General features: G+C 46.5%; 15 protein-coding genes. 5 read left to right on the forward strand and 10 right to left on the reverse strand.

Features of this window, described 5'->3' with window-relative positions; translation table 11 throughout:
- Nucleotides 1–20: 20 nt before the first annotated feature.
- The 7 genes from IAQ59_RS09480 to IAQ59_RS09510 form a co-directional block, all read right to left on the reverse strand.
- The gene (locus tag IAQ59_RS09480; protein ID WP_209330554.1) at nt 21–1,478 is read right to left on the reverse strand and encodes a DUF1501 domain-containing protein; all 1,458 of its coding nucleotides are present in this window, start codon (nt 1,476–1,478) and stop codon (nt 21–23) included.
- Nucleotide 1,479: 1 nt separating this feature from the next.
- Nucleotides 1,480–3,798: a PSD1 and planctomycete cytochrome C domain-containing protein gene (locus tag IAQ59_RS09485; protein WP_209330555.1), complete on the reverse strand. Its 2,319-nt coding sequence runs from the start codon at nt 3,796–3,798 to the stop codon at nt 1,480–1,482.
- A gap of 209 nt (nt 3,799–4,007) precedes the next feature.
- Nucleotides 4,008–5,363 carry an acetyl-CoA carboxylase biotin carboxylase subunit gene (gene accC / locus IAQ59_RS09490; RefSeq protein WP_209330556.1) on the reverse strand — a complete coding sequence of 452 codons (1,356 nt, stop codon included), beginning with the start codon at nt 5,361–5,363 and terminating at the stop codon, nt 4,008–4,010.
- A gap of 28 nt (nt 5,364–5,391) precedes the next feature.
- Nucleotides 5,392–5,859 (reverse strand): acetyl-CoA carboxylase biotin carboxyl carrier protein, encoded by a 468-nt coding sequence (gene accB / locus IAQ59_RS09495; RefSeq protein WP_209330557.1) that lies wholly within the window; start codon nt 5,857–5,859, stop codon nt 5,392–5,394.
- A 116-nt stretch (nt 5,860–5,975) separates the two neighbouring features.
- A complete protein-coding gene (efp, locus tag IAQ59_RS09500) occupies nt 5,976–6,539 on the reverse strand; it encodes an elongation factor P (RefSeq protein ID WP_209330558.1) in 564 nt (187 codons plus the stop codon).
- 29 nt (nt 6,540–6,568) lie between these two features.
- Nucleotides 6,569–7,567, reverse strand: coding sequence for a beta-ketoacyl-ACP synthase III (locus tag IAQ59_RS09505; RefSeq protein ID WP_209330559.1), 999 nt, complete (start codon nt 7,565–7,567; stop codon nt 6,569–6,571).
- Between the two features lie 328 nt (nt 7,568–7,895).
- Nucleotides 7,896–9,068, reverse strand: a complete 1,173-nt coding sequence (locus IAQ59_RS09510; protein WP_209330560.1) for a 2-isopropylmalate synthase — start codon at nt 9,066–9,068, stop codon at nt 7,896–7,898.
- 141 nt (nt 9,069–9,209) lie between these two features.
- Here IAQ59_RS09510 and IAQ59_RS09515 point away from each other — a divergent pair, with 141 nt between their 5' ends.
- Nucleotides 9,210–10,769 (forward strand): hypothetical protein, encoded by a 1,560-nt coding sequence (locus IAQ59_RS09515; protein ID WP_209330561.1) that lies wholly within the window; start codon nt 9,210–9,212, stop codon nt 10,767–10,769.
- Nucleotides 10,770–10,869: 100 nt separating this feature from the next.
- Here the strand turns inward: IAQ59_RS09515 and rpmF are convergent, their stop codons facing one another.
- The 3 genes from rpmF to pdxA all read right to left on the reverse strand — a co-directional run bounded on the left by rpmF (nt 10,870) and on the right by pdxA (nt 12,721).
- Nucleotides 10,870–11,061: a 50S ribosomal protein L32 gene (gene rpmF, locus IAQ59_RS09520; RefSeq protein ID WP_209330562.1), complete on the reverse strand. Its 192-nt coding sequence runs from the start codon at nt 11,059–11,061 to the stop codon at nt 10,870–10,872.
- Nucleotides 11,062–11,078: 17 nt separating this feature from the next.
- Entirely contained in the window at nt 11,079–11,624 is a 546-nt protein-coding gene (locus tag IAQ59_RS22330; protein ID WP_209330563.1) for a YceD family protein, read from the reverse strand.
- Nucleotides 11,625–11,692: 68 nt separating this feature from the next.
- Nucleotides 11,693–12,721, reverse strand: coding sequence for a 4-hydroxythreonine-4-phosphate dehydrogenase PdxA (pdxA, locus tag IAQ59_RS09530; RefSeq protein ID WP_209330564.1), 1,029 nt, complete (start codon nt 12,719–12,721; stop codon nt 11,693–11,695).
- Between the two features lie 221 nt (nt 12,722–12,942).
- On the opposite strand from pdxA, the gene rsmA reads away from it, so the two are divergent.
- From rsmA to greA, 4 genes are all read left to right on the forward strand, one after another.
- The gene (gene rsmA / locus IAQ59_RS09535; RefSeq protein ID WP_209330565.1) at nt 12,943–13,728 is read left to right on the forward strand and encodes a 16S rRNA (adenine(1518)-N(6)/adenine(1519)-N(6))-dimethyltransferase RsmA; all 786 of its coding nucleotides are present in this window, start codon (nt 12,943–12,945) and stop codon (nt 13,726–13,728) included.
- Nucleotides 13,713–15,080, forward strand: coding sequence for a magnesium transporter (gene mgtE / locus IAQ59_RS09540; RefSeq protein ID WP_209330566.1), 1,368 nt, complete (start codon nt 13,713–13,715; stop codon nt 15,078–15,080). Before rsmA ends, mgtE begins: the two co-directional genes overlap by 16 nt.
- A gap of 11 nt (nt 15,081–15,091) precedes the next feature.
- Nucleotides 15,092–16,030, forward strand: coding sequence for an NAD(P)-dependent oxidoreductase (locus IAQ59_RS09545; protein WP_209330633.1), 939 nt, complete (start codon nt 15,092–15,094; stop codon nt 16,028–16,030).
- A gap of 137 nt (nt 16,031–16,167) precedes the next feature.
- Nucleotides 16,168–16,644, forward strand: coding sequence for a transcription elongation factor GreA (gene greA, locus IAQ59_RS09550; protein WP_209330567.1), 477 nt, complete (start codon nt 16,168–16,170; stop codon nt 16,642–16,644).
- The last annotated feature ends 13 nt before the right edge of the window (nt 16,645–16,657 follow it).

Genomic DNA, 16,657 nt, shown 5'->3' on the forward strand with positions numbered 1-16,657 from the left:
ATTGAGGGTTTTCCTGTTAGTTAGGCAATGATGTCGTTTACCAGATGTCCATGAACGTCGGTTAGCCTATAGCGTCTGCCCTGATGTTTAAAGGTGAGTCTTTCGTGGTCCACTCCCAACAAGTGCAGCATGGTCGCGTGGAAGTCATGCACATGAACCGGATCCTTAACAATGTTGTATCCAAATTCATCGGTTTCGCCATAGACAATGCCCGGTTTTACACCACCGCCGGCCATCCACACAGAAAACGCCCTAGGGTGGTGATCACGGCCATAGTTTTCCGCAGAGAAGCGCCCTTGGCAATAGTTGGTTCGGCCAAATTCTCCGCCCCAAATTACCAGTGTTTCATCGAGAAGACCTCGCTGCTTCAGGTCTGTAATTAATGCGGCAGAAGCTTGGTCGGTGTCAAGCGCTTGTCCGGCCATCTCACTCGGAAGGTTGCCATGTTGATCCCATCCCTGATGGTAGATTTGAACAAACCTAACACCGTTTTCAGACAGTTTCCTGGCAAGCAGGCAGTTAGCTGCATAAGTTCCCGGAACCAGGCACTCCGGACCATATAGTTTGACAATGCTATCAGGTTCCTTGGTTAAGTCGGTTACTTCAGGTACCGCTGTCTGCATACGGTAGGCCATTTCGTATTGCTGGATTTTCGTATTTATCTCCGGATCACCAAAGGACTCGTAGTTCATTTGGTTTAGTTGCGCCAGCTTATCCAACATTCTTCGGCGGTCTTCTTTGGACATGCCCTCCGGATCGGCCAAGTAAAGGACAGGCTGCTCTCCACTGGAAAACTGCACGCCCTGGTGTACTGAATCTAAGAAGCCATTTGTCCAAAGCTTGGAGTACACCCCTTGCCCATTTCCTTTGCCACGGCTCAGGAGTACGCAGAAGCTGGGTAAATTGTTGTTGTCACTACCCAGTCCGTAACTCAGCCAAGCCCCCATACTGGGGCGGTTACCCACTTGCGCCCCTGTTTGAAAAAAGGTAAGTGCTGGATCGTGATTGATAGCCTCGGTGTGCATGGAGCGAATGATGCAAAGATCATCCACAATTTTGGATGTGTAAGGGAATAGGTCGCTAACCCAGGCACCGGCTTGTCCATACTGCTTGAATTTAGGGTACGAACCTACCAATGGGAAGGAGGCTTGCCCGGAGGTCATTCCCGTAAGGCGTTGCCCCTGACGGATGGAGTCAGGAAGTTCTTCCCCCATTCGCTGGTTAAGCGTAGGTTTATAGTCAAAGGATTCCAACTGGGATGGTGCTCCGTTCTGGAATAAGTAGATCACTCGTTTAGCTTTGGGGGCAAAGTGCGGCACGTTTGCCAGAATTCGATCGGTATCCAACTGGGAGCTGCCCTTAAACAGATCAGGTATCAATAGAGAGCCCAACGCCAAACTACCCAATCCAACGCTCGCTTTGGATAGGAATTTTCGTCTATTTTCGTTTAATCCGCCTTCTAATCGTTCTTTTTCCATTTTAGGTCCTTGTTATTGCTTCTTCCAAATTATATAGGGCAACTACCACTTGCATTAGGGCTGCGGTCTCAGGTTTGCTCATTTCTTCTTTTATTGGATAGTCTCCAATACTTACTAAAGGTGTTATATCGTCAGGCCGTTCCGTAAATCGCACAAATTCTTCTTGGTAAAAACCCATCAGCAGTTCCATTTCCTGTTCATGGGGCGGTCTACTAAGAATTCGGGTAAAGGCTTCGGTGATCGCAGCATCCTCTTTATTATCGTGGCTTTGTACCAGAGAGTAGGCAAGCACGCGGGATGCTTCCAGTACCAGCGGGTCATTCAGCATCGCCAAGGCCTGTAGGGGTGTATTGGTCCTGCCTCTGCTTACCTCACAAAGATCCCGGTTACTCCCGTCAAAAATGATCGGTTTGGGTGGGGGAGAGGTCAGTTTGATAAAGGTGTACAAGCCTCTTCGGTACAATGCATCACCTTTGTCCTGTCGATAGACGGCCAACTCTCCCCTTCCGGAAGTAGATGCCTCCCACAATCCGGCCGGTTGGTAGGGTTTTACACTAGGTCCTCCGATTTTGCGGTTTAGCAGGCCACTACTTGCCAACACGATGTCACGGATATGTTCCGCATTTAGGCGGATGCGGGGTGACCAAGATAAATACTGGTTTTCAGGGTCGATTTCCAGTTTTTTAGGGGTCACTTCTGCAGATTGCTGATAGGTAGCCGAGCTTACCACCTTTTTTATTAAGCCTTTTATATCCCATTCGCTATCCCGAAAGTCCACTGCTAGCCAGTCCAATAACTCGGGGTGGGAAGGAAGGTCTCCCTGCATACCAAAGTCTCCCGCAGATTTGACGATGCCCACACCGAATAATTCTTGCCATATTAGATTGACAAAAACGCGGGCAGTGAGAGGGTTCTGCTCGTCAAAGGTCCATTGTGCCAAGCCAAGGCGGTTTTTCGGCAGTTTCTCGTCAAATGGAAGTACAGCTACAGGTGTAGATGGGGTAACAGGCCGACTGGGTGCGTCGTAAAGACCCCGATCCAAAATGTAGGTAGTCCGAAGCGTATCTTTAAAATCCTCCATCACGGAGACCATGATTCTGCTGGTGTCGCCGTGGTTTACAAAACCCAACACATCTTCCAGGTCATCCTGCTCTATCCACATAATAGGTGTCTTGGCTGGTTTGGATCTGCTTACATCCCCCTCGTATCCCTTTTCGGGGGTATTGTTAAAGAATGCGTACATGCTAAAGTAATCCTCTTGGGAAATGGGATCGTACTTGTGGTCGTGGCACTGTGCACATTCGGCTGATAAGCCCAGTATCGCTTTGGTGAAGGTATTGGTCTTGTCCACAATATACTCGACGCGGTATTCTTCCTCAATAACCCCGCCTTCCTCGGTGTATTTGTGGTTTCGGTTAAATGCAGTGGCGAGAATGGTTTCTTTATTGGCATCGGGAAGCAAATCACCTGCAAGTTGCCAAGTGATAAACTGGTCGTAAGGAATGTTTTTATTGAACGCGTGTATCACCCAGTCCCGGTAGGGCCATTGGGTGCGGATATTGTCGTCCTGATAACCATACGAGTCTGAGTAGCGGGAAATATCCATCCACAGTACAGCCATTCGTTCTCCAAAAGCAGGGTCTGACAACAGCCGGTCAATTACCTTTTCGGTGGCGTCCGGACTGTCATCGCTAAGATATTCTTGAATAAGATCTAGCGAAGGGGGTAATCCCGTCAAGTCAAGGCTTAACCGTTTTAGCAGGTGGGCTTTCTGTGCAGGCTGATTAGGAGTCAGGCCAACCGATTCCATTTTAGAGGCAATGAAATAATCAATTTCATTTTTTGTCCATTCTTTGTTTTTAACAGAAGGAAGGCTTCGTTTTTCCGGCAGAACAAATGCCCAATGTGGTTCGTATTTTGCGCCCTGTGCAATCCACTTTGTCAGAATTTCTTTTTCTTCCTCTGTGAGTTTTAGGTTTGACTCAGGAGGTGGCATTATTTCGTTTGGGTCATCGGAGTAAAGCCGGTTGACCACTTCAGATTCTTTTGCTTTGCCAGGTACAATGGCATGTGCATTCGGGTTTTCCTTTAACGCAGCATATGCGCCTTCTTCGGTATCCAATCTAAGTCCCGCCTCCCGGGTATTGGGGTCAGGCCCGTGACAGGCAAAGCAGTTATCAGAAAGTATGGGGCGTACATGAAAGTTATAACTTAGCTGGTCACTTTCTTGAAGGTTTCCGGCCTTATCCGAATTTGACGGGTTACAGGCAGAAACGGCAACAGCAAGAAATAATACTAAATAGATTAACTGTTTGGGCATTTTCGGGACTGAGTGAGTTTATTTATCGAAACCCTAAAATGAGCAAATTTGGGTGAAATAGCAAGCGTTTTTTTATATACGGAAAATGTTGGGATCTAGCAGCGTCAAGTAGAGAAATGGCTAAAATTGGAATGGCGGCGCTTGCTGAAATCAGCAAACGTAGCAAGGATGGGAAAAAGAAAGGCTGCCAAACAGCAGCCTCTTTTTGATTAGTTGGTCTTTTTTACTTTTGAGAAGTCGAAGGTTTCCAGAAACTTGGTCGTAAAGTTGCCCGCCTTGAATTCCTTGTCTTCCAATAGCGCCAAGTGGAAAGGAATGGTGGTTTTAATGCCATCAATTACAAACTCTTCCAACGCCCGTTTCATCCGAACAATTACTTCCTCTCGTGACTGACCGCTCACGATGAGTTTGGCGATCATGGAATCGTAATTTGGGGGGATGACGTAGCCGGCGTATACGTGGCTGTCTATTCGCACACCCCTCCCGCCAGGTAGATGGAGGTTGACGATTTTACCGGGGCTAGGTCGGAAGTTGTTGGCGGGGTCTTCTGCGTTGATCCGACATTCCATGGCGTATAATTTCGGATAGTAGTTTTTCCCACTTATCGGTTCACCAGCAGCTACCTTTATCTGTTCTTTGATCAGGTCAAAGTCAGTGACTTCTTCTGTTATAGGGTGTTCGACCTGAATACGGGTATTCATTTCCATGAAGTAGAAATTGCGGTGCTTGTCTACCAAGAATTCAATGGTACCTGCACCCTCGTATGCAATCGCCTCCGCGCCTTTGATAGCTGCTTTACCCATCATGTCCCTTAGTTCGTCCGTAATAAAGGGGGAAGGGGTTTCTTCTACGAGTTTTTGGTGTCGGCGCTGTATGGAACAATCTCTTTCGGAGAGGTGGCAGGCACGTCCTTTAGAATCACCGATAACCTGTATTTCAATGTGCCGAGGTTCTTCTACGAATTTTTCCAGATAGAGTCCATCATTTCCAAAGGCTGCAGCGGACTCCTGCCTCGCATCATCCCACGCCTTTTTGAACTCACTTGCTTGCTTTACGATCCGCATGCCTCGTCCCCCTCCACCGGCTGTGGCCTTTAGGATGATTGGGTAGCCGATTTCCTCGGCCACCTGAAGGCCCTGCTCCAAGTCCTGCAACAAGCCATCAGATCCCGGTATAGTAGGAACTCCTGCTTCTGCCATGGTGGCTTTGGCAGTAGCCTTGTCTCCCATTTTGTTGATCATCTCGGGGCTTGCTCCGATGAACTTGATGTTATATTCTTCGCATATCCTCGAAAATTCCGCGTTTTCGGATAAAAAACCATATCCCGGATGAATGGCATCTGCATTGGTAATCTCTGCCGCGGCAATGATGCGGGGAATATTCAGGTAAGAATCCCTGCTTGGCGCAGAACCAATACAAACGGCTTCATCTGCAAAGCGGACGTGCAGACTGTCTTTGTCTGCGGTAGAGTAAACAGCCACTGTTTTGATCCCCATCTCTTTGCAGGTACGAATGATCCTGAGTGCTATTTCTCCTCTGTTGGCTACTAATATTTTTTTAAACACGTTTTTTTAAATTCAGGTTTTCAATCGTTTAACCAGCAGTGTCTACTAAAAACAGGGGCTGGTCAAACTCGACAGGGGACGCATTTTCGACCAATACTTTGACGATTTTTCCGGACACTTCTGAATCAATTTCGTTGAAAAGTTTCATCGCTTCGATGATACATACGGTATGACCCGCTTGGATGGTGTCACCTACATTCACAAAGGAGGGCGAATCAGGGTTTGGAGTTCGGTAGAAGGTTCCGATCATGGGTGATTTGATCTCTACCAAGGTTCCCGATACAGCAGGTGTCTCCTGGCTCGGAACAACGGGGGTCGGCGCCGAAGCAACGGCTACCGGGACTGCCGGCGCAGGTGAGACTTCCGGGGTCTTTAAGGCACTTGGCTCTACACTCTTTTTGACCGACAGCTTGAATTCATCTGTCTCAATCTTCACCTCAGCGAGTCCTGACTGTGATATGAAATCAATCAATTCTTGTATCTCTTTCGCTTTCATATGTTATCGTTTTATGCCCAAACAACACCCTTTAAGGGATTACTGTAGGCGTGCTTATTGTTTCAGATGATTGGTATAACCTTGAAATTTAGTAAAAAATAACAAAGTTTGGGCAATTATTTCACTCTTTCTGAGTAAGAACCGTCGCGGGTATCAACTTTAATCATGGTGTCCTGCTCTACAAAAAGTGGCACCATGACCACTGCACCGGTTTCCAATGTAGCCGGCTTTAAGGCATTAGTCGCAGTGTCGCCCCTTATGCCAGGCTCGGTATAGGTGATCATCAATTCTACAAAGGGGGGCAATTCCACGCCCAGAGGCTTTTCGGTTTCCGCATGAATAAGGATGTCTGCCAGCTGTCCTTCTTTCAACAACTGTGGCCTTTCGATCAGTGATTCTTCGATGGGGATTTGTTCGAAGGTATTCATGTCCATGAAATGGTAGCCCATGTCGTCAGCGTAGATGAATTGGTGGGGTCTTTTCTCCACCCTTGCGGTCGTTACTTTTTCACCGGCGCTGAAGGTCTTTTCCAACACTTTGCCCGATGTTAGGCTTTTCATCTTTGTCCGAACAAAAGCTGGGCCTTTGCCTGGTTTGACGTGCTGGAACTCTACGATGCTAACGATGTCATTGTTGAATTCCAAGCACAGACCATTTTTGAAGTCTGCGGTACTTGCCATCTTTTATGTTGATTTTATGTTGATTCTCGTTAATTTGGATCGTAGCCCCATTTTAGGTAAATGGCGCCCCAAGTAAAGCCTCCTCCGAATGCAGCCAATATCAGGTTGTCGCCTTTTCCCAGCTGGGATTCGTAATCCCAAAGGCAGAGTGGGATGGTACCCGCGGTAGTATTTCCGTATTTCTCGATGTTTAACATCACTTTTTCTGGACCCACTCCCATGCGGTTTGCGGTGGCATCGATGATTCTTTTGTTGGCTTGATGGGGGACAAGCCAGGATATGTCGTCTCCTGTCAGGTGGTTTTTTGCCATGATTTTGGCGCTGACGTCAGCCATATTGGTTACGGCAAACTTAAAGACGGTTGAGCCCTCTTGATAGATGTAATGCTCTTTGTTGGCGATGGTCTCCAAACTTGCCGGATGTAGGCTTCCCCCGCCTCGCATGTGGAGGAAGTCCGCTCCTTTACCATCCGAGTGCAACATGGAGTCCATTACCCCCAGTTCCTCTTCGGTAGGTTCTAATAAGACAGCGCCACCACCGTCACCGAAAATAATGCACGTAGAGCGGTCCTCGTAGTTTACGATCGAGGACATTTTATCGGCCCCGATCACGATGACTTTTTTGTGCATCCCGGTTTCTATAAACTGACTCCCAAGGGTGAGGGCGTATAAGAACCCGGAGCAAGCTGCGGAGATGTCAAATCCATAACTATTGGAAGCGCCAACGTTGGCGGCTATCAGATTGGCTGTGGACGGGAAAAACATATCTGGAGTAACCGTCGCACAGATAATGAGTTCTATATCTTCGGCCCGTGTATTCGTCTTTTCGAGAAGTCCCTTTACCGCTTCAGTACCTATAACCGATGTGCCTTGGTTTTCACCCTTTAAAATTCTCCTTTCCTTGATGCCGGTCCTGGAGGTGATCCATTCATCGTTGGTGTCTACCATGGTTTCCAGTTCTTGGTTGGTTAGCACATACTCTGGAACCCATCCTTGTACTCCGGTTATTACCGCTCTGATTTTCTTCATTGATTGATTAAACGACTGTTGAAATTTAAGATCACGATGCGGTGGTTTATTTCTGCTTTTTTGCCCCTTTTACCTGATCCTACGTGTGGTTTTTGTTTCGTTTCTCAAAAACTATCGATGAAACGGACTGGCAAAAATATTTAAAATGTCCCTCTCCACCAAAGATTTTTGAAGTTAAGGCTAATAAAATGACCGAAACCGGTGATAGCCAAAAATTGGATTTGACCCGCAGCAGCTCATAGGGCAGGACACTATGCACCAATAAAAAAAGAGCATCCTTTTAGATAAAAGATGCTCTTTTCTTTGCCGGACAATTAAATGTCCCTTTCTAGGCTTCTTGCTTTTGCGCTACGGTGGATTCTACCATAATATTCCTCAGATCATCGTCACTGATTTCTTTCTTGAGATCCGCTAGGTCCAAAAATGACTCGTAAATACCGTCTAGTTCAAGTTTTGTAACGGGATATCCTATCTTGTGTAGCCTATATGCCAATGCAGCACGCCCGCTCCGAGCGGTAAGTACGATGGTGGATTCATCCACCCCGACATCTAGGGGATCGATGATTTCGTAGGTCTCCCGATGTTTAATTACACCATCTTGGTGAATGCCGGAAGAATGTGCGAAGGCGTTGGAGCCCACGATGGCTTTGTTGGGCTGTACCTGCATACCCATACGTTCAGATACCAAACGGCTTATTGGATTGAGCAGTCTGGTGTTAATTCGGTTGGAGACATTCAGTCGTGGGTGCTGTTTCATAATCATGGTGACCTCCTCCAAGGAGGTGTTGCCGGCTCGCTCACCTATCCCATTAATGGTACACTCTATCTGCCGGGCCCCATTCATCACGGCCGAAATGGCGTTTGCGGTGGCCAATCCAAGGTCATTGTGACAGTGGGCAGATATGACTACGTTTTCGATACCCTTCACATGGTCTACCAAATACTTTATTTTAGCTCCATATTCATCGGGCAGACAGTATCCAGTAGTGTCCGGTATGTTTAATACAGTGGCTCCTGCTTTGATTACGGCTTCACAGACCCTCGCCAAGTATTCGTTGTCTGTTCGGCCGGCGTCCTCTGCATAAAATTCCACATCTTCCACGTGCTTTTTGGCGTGGGCTACGGCATCCACTGCCCATTGCAAGATGCCTTCTTGGGTGCTTCTGAATTTGTATTTGATATGATGGTCAGAGGTGCCTATTCCGGTATGAATTCGGGGTCTCTTGGCAAATTTCAGGGCTTCCGCCGCTACTTCGATGTCTTTTTTTACACCTCGTGACAGACCACACACAATGGGCTCCGTAACTGCCTTGCTGATTTCTATTACCGACTTGAAGTCTCCCGGGCTAGAGATAGGGAATCCTGCCTCGATGACATCTACACCAAGCTCTTCGAGACGCTGGGCAATCTCAATTTTTTGTGGCGTGTTAAGCTTACATCCGGGGACCTGCTCCCCGTCTCTTAGGGTGGTATCAAAAATCAAAACGTGTCCTTTATCCATAATGTACGTTGGTTTTCTAAAATCTAAGTTAAATCCTTGCGCACGGAACGAAAATTAGCCTATCTTTAATGTTCCGATATCCAAAGAGGCTTGTTTTCTGTTTAAATTATTGAAAATCAGTGTTTTGAATATGTGTAGAATATGATATCCAACTCCAAGAAAGATTTTCTGTTTGAGCTGATAAAAAATCTTTCCCCGGCCGAAAAGCGAAGCTTTAAGCTGTTTGCCAAACGGATGGAGGCAAATGAGAACGCAAAGTTTGTGCAACTTTTTGACGTGATGGACAAGATGTCCCATTACGATGAAGCATTACTCTTTAAGAAGGTCCCGGTGGCCAAGAAGCAGCTGGCCAATCTGAAGTCTCACTTGTATAAGCAAATTCTGGTTAGTTTACGGTTGATCTATTCGGATCGGAATGTCGAACTGCACCTAAATGAGCAGATTGATTTTGCGCGAATTTTGTATTCCAAGGGGCTTTATATGCAGAGCTTAAAGGTATTGGACAAGGCAAAGCATGTGGCTAATAGGTATTTTTTGGACACCTTGGTCCTACGTATTGTGGAGTTGGAAAAGGTGATCGAGTCCCAGCACATCACACGGAGTATGCAAGACCGTGCAGAGACATTGAGTGCGCAGGCCGCCGAGATGTCCGGACAGATCGCACGGAAAAATGCGTTCAGCAACCTTTCGCTACAATTATATGGGCTTTACCTAAAAACGGGATACGTTAAGGATGCAGAGGACCGAAATAGAATAGAGGCGTTTTATGCAGCCAACATGCCACAGTATGATATTCAGGAGTTGGGATTCTATGAAAAACTCTACCTCTACCAAGCACAGGTTTGGTTTTATCACATCGTGCAGGATTTCCCCCTATGTTACCGTGCAGCGCAGCGCTGGGTGGATCTTTTTGAGGAGTTCCCAGAGATGCGCAAAGTGGCCACCGGCAACTACTTAAAGGCTTATCATTACCTGCTGGATACCCTTTTTTACCTCGGGTATTACGAGCGCTTTACCGAGGTGCTGAAAAAATTTGAGGAAAACCTACGCTCTCCGGACTTCCAGTTGGATGAAAACGGATCTGTACTCGCATTTCTTTATTTCTATACCAATGCCTTGAATATCCGATTTATGCGGGGAGAGTTTTCTGCGGGCATTGAAGCCATTATGCCGGCTTTTAAAAAGGAGTTCTTGGCGCTGCAAAACAAACTCGACCTGCATCATCAGGCGGTTTTGAACTATAAAGTGGCTTGCCTTTATTTTGGTGCCGGCGAAAATCAAGAGGCAATCGCCTACCTGGATGAGGTGATTCAGCACACAGGTGCTGGTTTAAGTGAGGACTTACAGTGTTTTGCCCATATCCTGAAACTGATTGCGAGTTACGAGGCCGGTCTTGATGAAAACCTAGATCAACAAATTAGAAATGTATATAAGGTGCTTATAAAAATGGATGACCTTCACCAAGTGCAAAAAGAGATGATGGCCTTTATCCGTCAGCTGGGACAAATATACGATTATCAGCTGAAGGCAGCATTCGTGGCGTTGAGGGAGCGTTTAAAACCCTTTGAGCAGCACCCCTACGAAAAACGTGCGTTTTTGTACTTAGATATCATCTCTTGGTTGGAAAGCAAAATCGAAAACCGGTCGGTTCAGGAGATTATTCAGGAAAAATTCCTGGAAAAACTGGAATTGGAAAAGTGATCATGCCGGTAAGGTTGCTGGCAGGTTAGCACCCAAACACAAAAAACCAACCTGAGTACAGGTTGGCTGTTTGCTTTTATAAAGGAACAAGGAGCGACTATTATGCCAACACCTCTTTTTCCATGATCACTTGTCCCTTGTAGTATAACTTTCCATCTAGCCAAAAAGCTCTATGCCGCAAGTGGGTTTCACCAGTGGTTGGGCATTGTGACAATCCAGGAGCATTCAGTTTGTAGTGTGTCCTTCTCTTATCTCTTCTGGTTTTCGAAATTTTCCGTTTAGGATGTGCCATTTCTCAGTTATGGTTAATTATTCGTTATGCTTTAATTTTTTCAATTCCTCCCAAAGTGGATTATTGGCAGGTTTCAATTCTTCGTCTGACTCTTCTGCCGCGCTACTGTATACCATTGTTCCCTCGCTATCTTCGTCATCGAAGGCTTCATCTTGGTATCTGGGATGTAGCCGTTTGGCTGGAACAGACAGCAAGATAAACTCGTAAATAAACTGGGCTACATTGATTTGGGCAGTTTCGTTGGTAATGAGATAGATCTCCTCATTCAACTCGCCCTCCTCAGGCCCATACTTGTACAGGATGCGCTCGCGGATGTTTAAAGGTTGATCGTATTCGTCTAAACTACGATCACAGGTCAAAACTACCGTCCCGTTTATCTCAAACCACGCCTCGATTACACCAGCCTGTTTTTTTAAGACAACGTTGGCCTTCAGCTTTCCATCTGATACAACGTCATTACCGGCGAAGTGTCCAAAGAAATCGTTTCCGATCTCAAAAGGGAAAACATGCTCTCCTTCTTTTAGGCGAATGATATCAATGTCAAAATTCTTTAAGAATTTCACTTTTCCCTCCTTTTCCTAAATTAAGATCGCAAATTTAGAAATTTATTTTCGATAAAAAAAAGCGTTGATTAAATATTTGAGCTATCGATCCCCTCTTGTTTTTGTTTGAGGATTTCGCACGCTTGGAAGATGGCAGTCCGCATCGATCCCTCATTCGCCAAATTCTTTCCGGCAATGTCGTAGGCAGTCCCATGGTCCGGACTGGTGCGCACGGCGGGTAGCCCTGCCGTGAAGTTTACACCGGTTTCAAATGAAATGGTTTTAAAGGGGATCAGACCTTGATCATGGTACATGGCAAGCACGGCATCAAACTTTTTGTAATGCATCATACCAAAGAAGCCATCAGAAGGGAATGGGCCAAACACCAACGAACCCTTATCCTTGAACTCCTTTACTATCGGTTCAATGATTTCCTGTTCTTCGACTCCAAGCAACCCATCTTCGCCCGCATGAGGGTTTAGCCCTAAAACAGCTATCCGAGGCTTGGCAATTCCAAAGTCATCTTTAAGCGACTTCATCATCAGCTTAATTTTTTCGCGAATGTTAGCTGTAGTCAATAGGCCGTTAACCTCTCGGAGGGGGATGTGAGAAGTGACCAAACCCACCCGCATGTCATCGGAAACCATAAACATGAGGCTCTTTTCCACCCCGAAAGCCTCTGATAGAAACTCAGTATGTCCAATAAACTGGTTTTCGGGGGTGTGGATGTTGTTCTTATTGAGTGGAGCGGTCACTAGTGCATCGATGTGTCCGTTTTTTAGATCATCGGTGGCTTGGCTTAGCGCAGCAAAAGCCATTTTGCCTGCGTCTACTGTCTGCACACCTGGAAGTATCTCGGGGCAGTCCGGTACCACATTGATGACGTTTACCTTTTTGTGATGTACCTCTTCGATGTTTCGGATCTGCATGAAGTTAAATTCTTCCAGTCCTAAAGCCTTTTTGTAGAAACTAAGCGCTTTCCCATGTCCATAGATCACAGGGGTGATTAATTTATGTAGTCGGTTATCCTGTAATGCCTTCATCGTGACTTCTGCACCAATTCCGTTGATGTCTCCGATACTGATTCCTATTACCGGCTTGTTTTTTCGAACGTTCATAGAGTTTATTATGCGCTGATATAAATGTCCGCCGCCTGCGACGAACGGAGTGCAAGTTAGTAAAATATTGGTATTTACGAAGCCCTAGCTCATAGAGTCAGACTATACAGCGATGGGGCCTACCAAGAAGATGGTAGATTTGGTGGATAGTAGCCAATCGCCTGTGGTCATTCAGTAATATTATTTTACTTTTGGATATCGGTACGGAAAAAACGCACAACATGGACAAAGTAAGGGCAAAGAAGCACTTGGGACAGCACTTTCTCAAAGATTTGCGGATAGCTGAACAGATTGCGAAGGCTGTTACCGGTCATCACGGAGCCAAGGCCGTGCTAGAGATCGGTCCTGGGATGGGCGTGCTTACGGATTTTCTTCTTACGGGTGGCTGGGACCTACACCTTGTTGAAATAGATGAGGAGTCGGTTGCCTACCTGCGCGAAAAATACCCTGCGCTAATCGGTCGCATCATCCATGCAGACTATCTGAAGACACCGGTTAGAGACCTATTGCCCGAGCCGTATGTGGTGGCAGGTAATTTTCCCTACAACATCTCTTCACAGATTTTCTTCAAGGTGCTTGAAGAGCGTGAGCGGGTAAGTGAAGTAGTCGGTATGCTGCAAAAGGAAGTGGCGGAGCGCATTGCGTCAAAAAGTGGGAATAAGACCTACGGGATCCTAAGCGTCTTATTGCAGGCGTTTTACGACGTGGAGTACCTATTTGATGTGCCACCCCATGTGTTTGATCCACCGCCAAAGGTAAATAGTGCCGTCATTCGCCTTAGGCGCAATGAAGTTTCTACATTGGGGTGTGACGAAAAGTTGTTTTTCCGGGTGGTAAAGCAGGCCTTTAGCACCCGTAGAAAAACGCTTCGAAATGCGCTCAAAAGTATGGGGGTAGGCGAAGATTTTGGCCGGGATCCCCTGCTGGACCTAAGAGCGGAGCAATTGGGTGTGCCGGAGTTTATTTACTTAACCAATAACCTACAAGCCTCTTGGAACCAATCCTGAAATTTGAGCTTTCAAAAGAATATCTAGAAAGGCTCCGTGAAAGCATAGAGAGCGAGGATGAAGCCTTCATCAAAGCCTCCATGGAGGACGCTATCAAGGCAGACATCGCAGCCATTTTGGACGAATTATCCATGGAAGAGGCTCTTTTTGTGCTTAGAGCCCTTGACCCTGCGGTTGCCGCGGATATTTTGATCGAGATTGATGAGGACTCTCAGTACAAGGTCATCAAGACGATGGCACCTTCCGAGTTGGCGGTGATGATTGATCAAATGGAGTCTGATGATGCGGTGGACGTATTAAATCAGCTATTGGTCAAAGATAGGGAAGAAGTAATCGGCCACTTGGAGAAAAAGGATAAGACACTCCATATCATGGAGCTCCTTCGGTATGATGATGATAGTGCGGGTGGATTGATGGCCAAAGAATTTATCAAAGCCAATCAAAACTGGACCGTCGTACAGACCATTGATGAGATCAGACGCCAAGCAGAGAATGTCGACAAGATCTATTCGATCTACGTGGTAGACAACAAGGAAAAACTGATGGGTAGGGTGGCACTTAAGAAGATCATTCTGGCGGCGTCTGAGACTAAAATCGCGGATCTATACGATGAAAACATTATTTCAGTACCTACCCACATGGAAGGAGAGGAGGTGGCCGAGATAATGCGGAAATACGACCTGGAGGCGGTGCCCGTGGTGAATGTAAAGGATAAATTAGTCGGACGTATCACCGTAGATGATATTTTGGATTTATTGCGGGAGCAGGCAGAGGAGGATATTCAAGCAATGACCGGGATTTCCGATGATGTGGTAGAGTCCGATTCGGTGTATCGCCTTTCCAAAGCCCGTTTACCTTGGCTGCTGATCGGGATGGTAGGAGGCTTATTGGGTGCTGGATTTATCGGCTTTTTCGAAGAGGGACTGAGTGCGGTGACCGCATTGGCTTTCTTTATTCCACTGATCACGGCTACAGGTGGAAATGTGGGTATTCAGTCTTCTACGCTGGTAGTGCAGTCCTTGGCTGCTAAGTCGGTTTTTGAAGAAAGCGTTACCAAGCGGTTTATCAAGGTGCTGGTAGTGGCGGTGTTGAACGGTATCGTGTTGGCAACGTTCGTATTGGTCACGGTGGTATTGCTATACGGTCAGCCGTTGAAGTTTGGGTTAGTGGTCGCTATCGCATTGTTTTCGGTGGTCTTATTGGCTTCTTTTATGGGTACGCTGACACCGATCGTACTAGATAAAATGGGGATAAATCCAGCCATGGCTTCGGGTCCATTCATCACTACTGCCAATGACTTATTGGGCTTGGCCGTTTATTTTTTCGTCGCTATGTTATTGTTGAATGTATGAAAAAGCTGGGAATGACTGTTTTAATTATTGATCAAATGCATCCAAGTATCGTGCCCTTATTGGAAGCAGAGGGGTTCGGCGTAGACTACAGGCCGGATATCTCCCGCGGGGAGCTTTTGGCATGTATAGGTGCATACGACGGCTTGGTGATCCGCTCCAAGACACCCATCGATCGAGAAGTATTGGTGGGTGCCAAAAAACTTCGTTTTGTTGCTCGGGCCGGAGCTGGCTTGGATAATATTGACTTGGAGTTTTTAGAGCAAAATGGAATAGCCTTGTATCATGCGCCGGAAGGAAACAGGGACGCCGTGGCAGAGCACGCTATAGGAATGATCTTAATGTTGTTTAACAAACTGGGGCAGGCTGATTTTCAGGTACGTAATGGTATCTGGGATCGAGAGGGCAACAGGGGGGAGGAGCTGTCCGGCAAGACCGTAGGGATTTTTGGCTACGGAAATATGGGCAAATCGTTTGCCAAGCGACTCAGGGGGTTTGATGTCAATGTATTGGCATTTGATAAATACCTATCCGGCTACGGGGATGAGTGGGTGGAGGAGGCTACTTTTGAACAAATACAGCGCGATGCCGATATATTAAGTATTCACGTGCCTCTCACTTCAGAGACCCGTAACTACTTCACCATCGAGCGCTTGGAGCGGTTTCGTAAGCCGTTTTATCTCGTCAATACGGCTAGGGGAGAGGTTATTGGCTTTGACACGTTAAATGAGGCTTTATCCAGAAAAATTCTGAAAGGAGCCCTGCTGGATGTGCTGGAAAACGAACGTTTGCAGGCATTGAGCACGGCACAGAAAATTTCGTTTCAGCAGTTGACTGAGCGCAAAAATGTCCTGTTTTCCCCGCATGTGGCTGGCTGGACCAACGAATCTTATCTCAAAATCAATCAGGTACTTGTGAAGAAAATATCGGGCAAATGGACGGATCTTGGATGATCAAATTTTGGACGCTTACGTTGTGAATTAATATTGGATCCTATATCTTTGCATCACTAACATATGAAGAGGATAAAAGAAACGGTCTCGTAGCTGAGACCGTTATTTTATTTATTGGGAGTTAATAAAAAGGTATCATGGGAAATATACAGTATTACACCGAAGAGGGTCTCAAGAAACTCAAAGATGAGCTTCATGAATTAAAGACGAAGGGCCGTGCCGACATTGCAAGACAGATTGCAGAGGCCAGGGATAAAGGGGACCTGAGTGAAAATGCTGAATACGATGCAGCCAAAGATGCACAGGGACATTTGGAGTTGAAGATCGCAAAGTTGGAAGGTGTAATCGGAAATGCGCGTGTCCTGGACAACTCGAAATTAGACACTTCCAAGGTGGGTATATTGAGTACGGTCAAGATTAAAAATATCAAGAATGGCATGACGGTCTCCTACACGTTGGTGTCAGAGGAAGAAGCTGACTTGAAGGCAAATAAAATCTCCCTAGCCTCCCCGTTTGGAAAAGGGCTTTTAGGAAAGAAACAAGGAGAGATTGCTGAAATCAAAGCCCCAGCGGGGATCTTGAAATTCGAGATTTTGGAGATTTCCCATGAATAGGTATGCGTGGGGG

Origin of the sequence: Lunatimonas salinarum (assembly GCF_017811155.1) — a bacterium.
Taxonomy (GTDB): domain Bacteria; phylum Bacteroidota; class Bacteroidia; order Cytophagales; family Cyclobacteriaceae; genus Lunatimonas; species Lunatimonas salinarum.

Coding starts and splice junctions, on each gene's coding strand:
- IAQ59_RS09510 (WP_209330560.1), bottom strand. CDS start 9,068: ATGGATAAAGGACACGTTTTGATTTTTGATACCACCCTAAGAGACGGG.
- pdxA (WP_209330564.1), bottom strand. CDS start 12,721: ATGAACGTTCGAAAAAACAAGCCGGTAATAGGAATCAGTATCGGAGAC.
- rpmF (WP_209330562.1), bottom strand. CDS start 11,061: ATGGCACATCCTAAACGGAAAATTTCGAAAACCAGAAGAGATAAGAGA.
- efp (WP_209330558.1), bottom strand. CDS start 6,539: ATGGCAAGTACCGCAGACTTCAAAAATGGTCTGTGCTTGGAATTCAAC.
- IAQ59_RS09485 (WP_209330555.1), bottom strand. CDS start 3,798: ATGCCCAAACAGTTAATCTATTTAGTATTATTTCTTGCTGTTGCCGTT.
- accB (WP_209330557.1), bottom strand. CDS start 5,859: ATGAAAGCGAAAGAGATACAAGAATTGATTGATTTCATATCACAGTCA.
- IAQ59_RS09505 (WP_209330559.1), bottom strand. CDS start 7,567: ATGAAGAAAATCAGAGCGGTAATAACCGGAGTACAAGGATGGGTTCCA.
- IAQ59_RS09515 (WP_209330561.1), top strand. CDS start 9,210: ATGATATCCAACTCCAAGAAAGATTTTCTGTTTGAGCTGATAAAAAAT.
- IAQ59_RS09545 (WP_209330633.1), top strand. CDS start 15,092: ATGACTGTTTTAATTATTGATCAAATGCATCCAAGTATCGTGCCCTTA.
- greA (WP_209330567.1), top strand. CDS start 16,168: ATGGGAAATATACAGTATTACACCGAAGAGGGTCTCAAGAAACTCAAA.
- IAQ59_RS09480 (WP_209330554.1), bottom strand. CDS start 1,478: ATGGAAAAAGAACGATTAGAAGGCGGATTAAACGAAAATAGACGAAAA.
- rsmA (WP_209330565.1), top strand. CDS start 12,943: ATGGACAAAGTAAGGGCAAAGAAGCACTTGGGACAGCACTTTCTCAAA.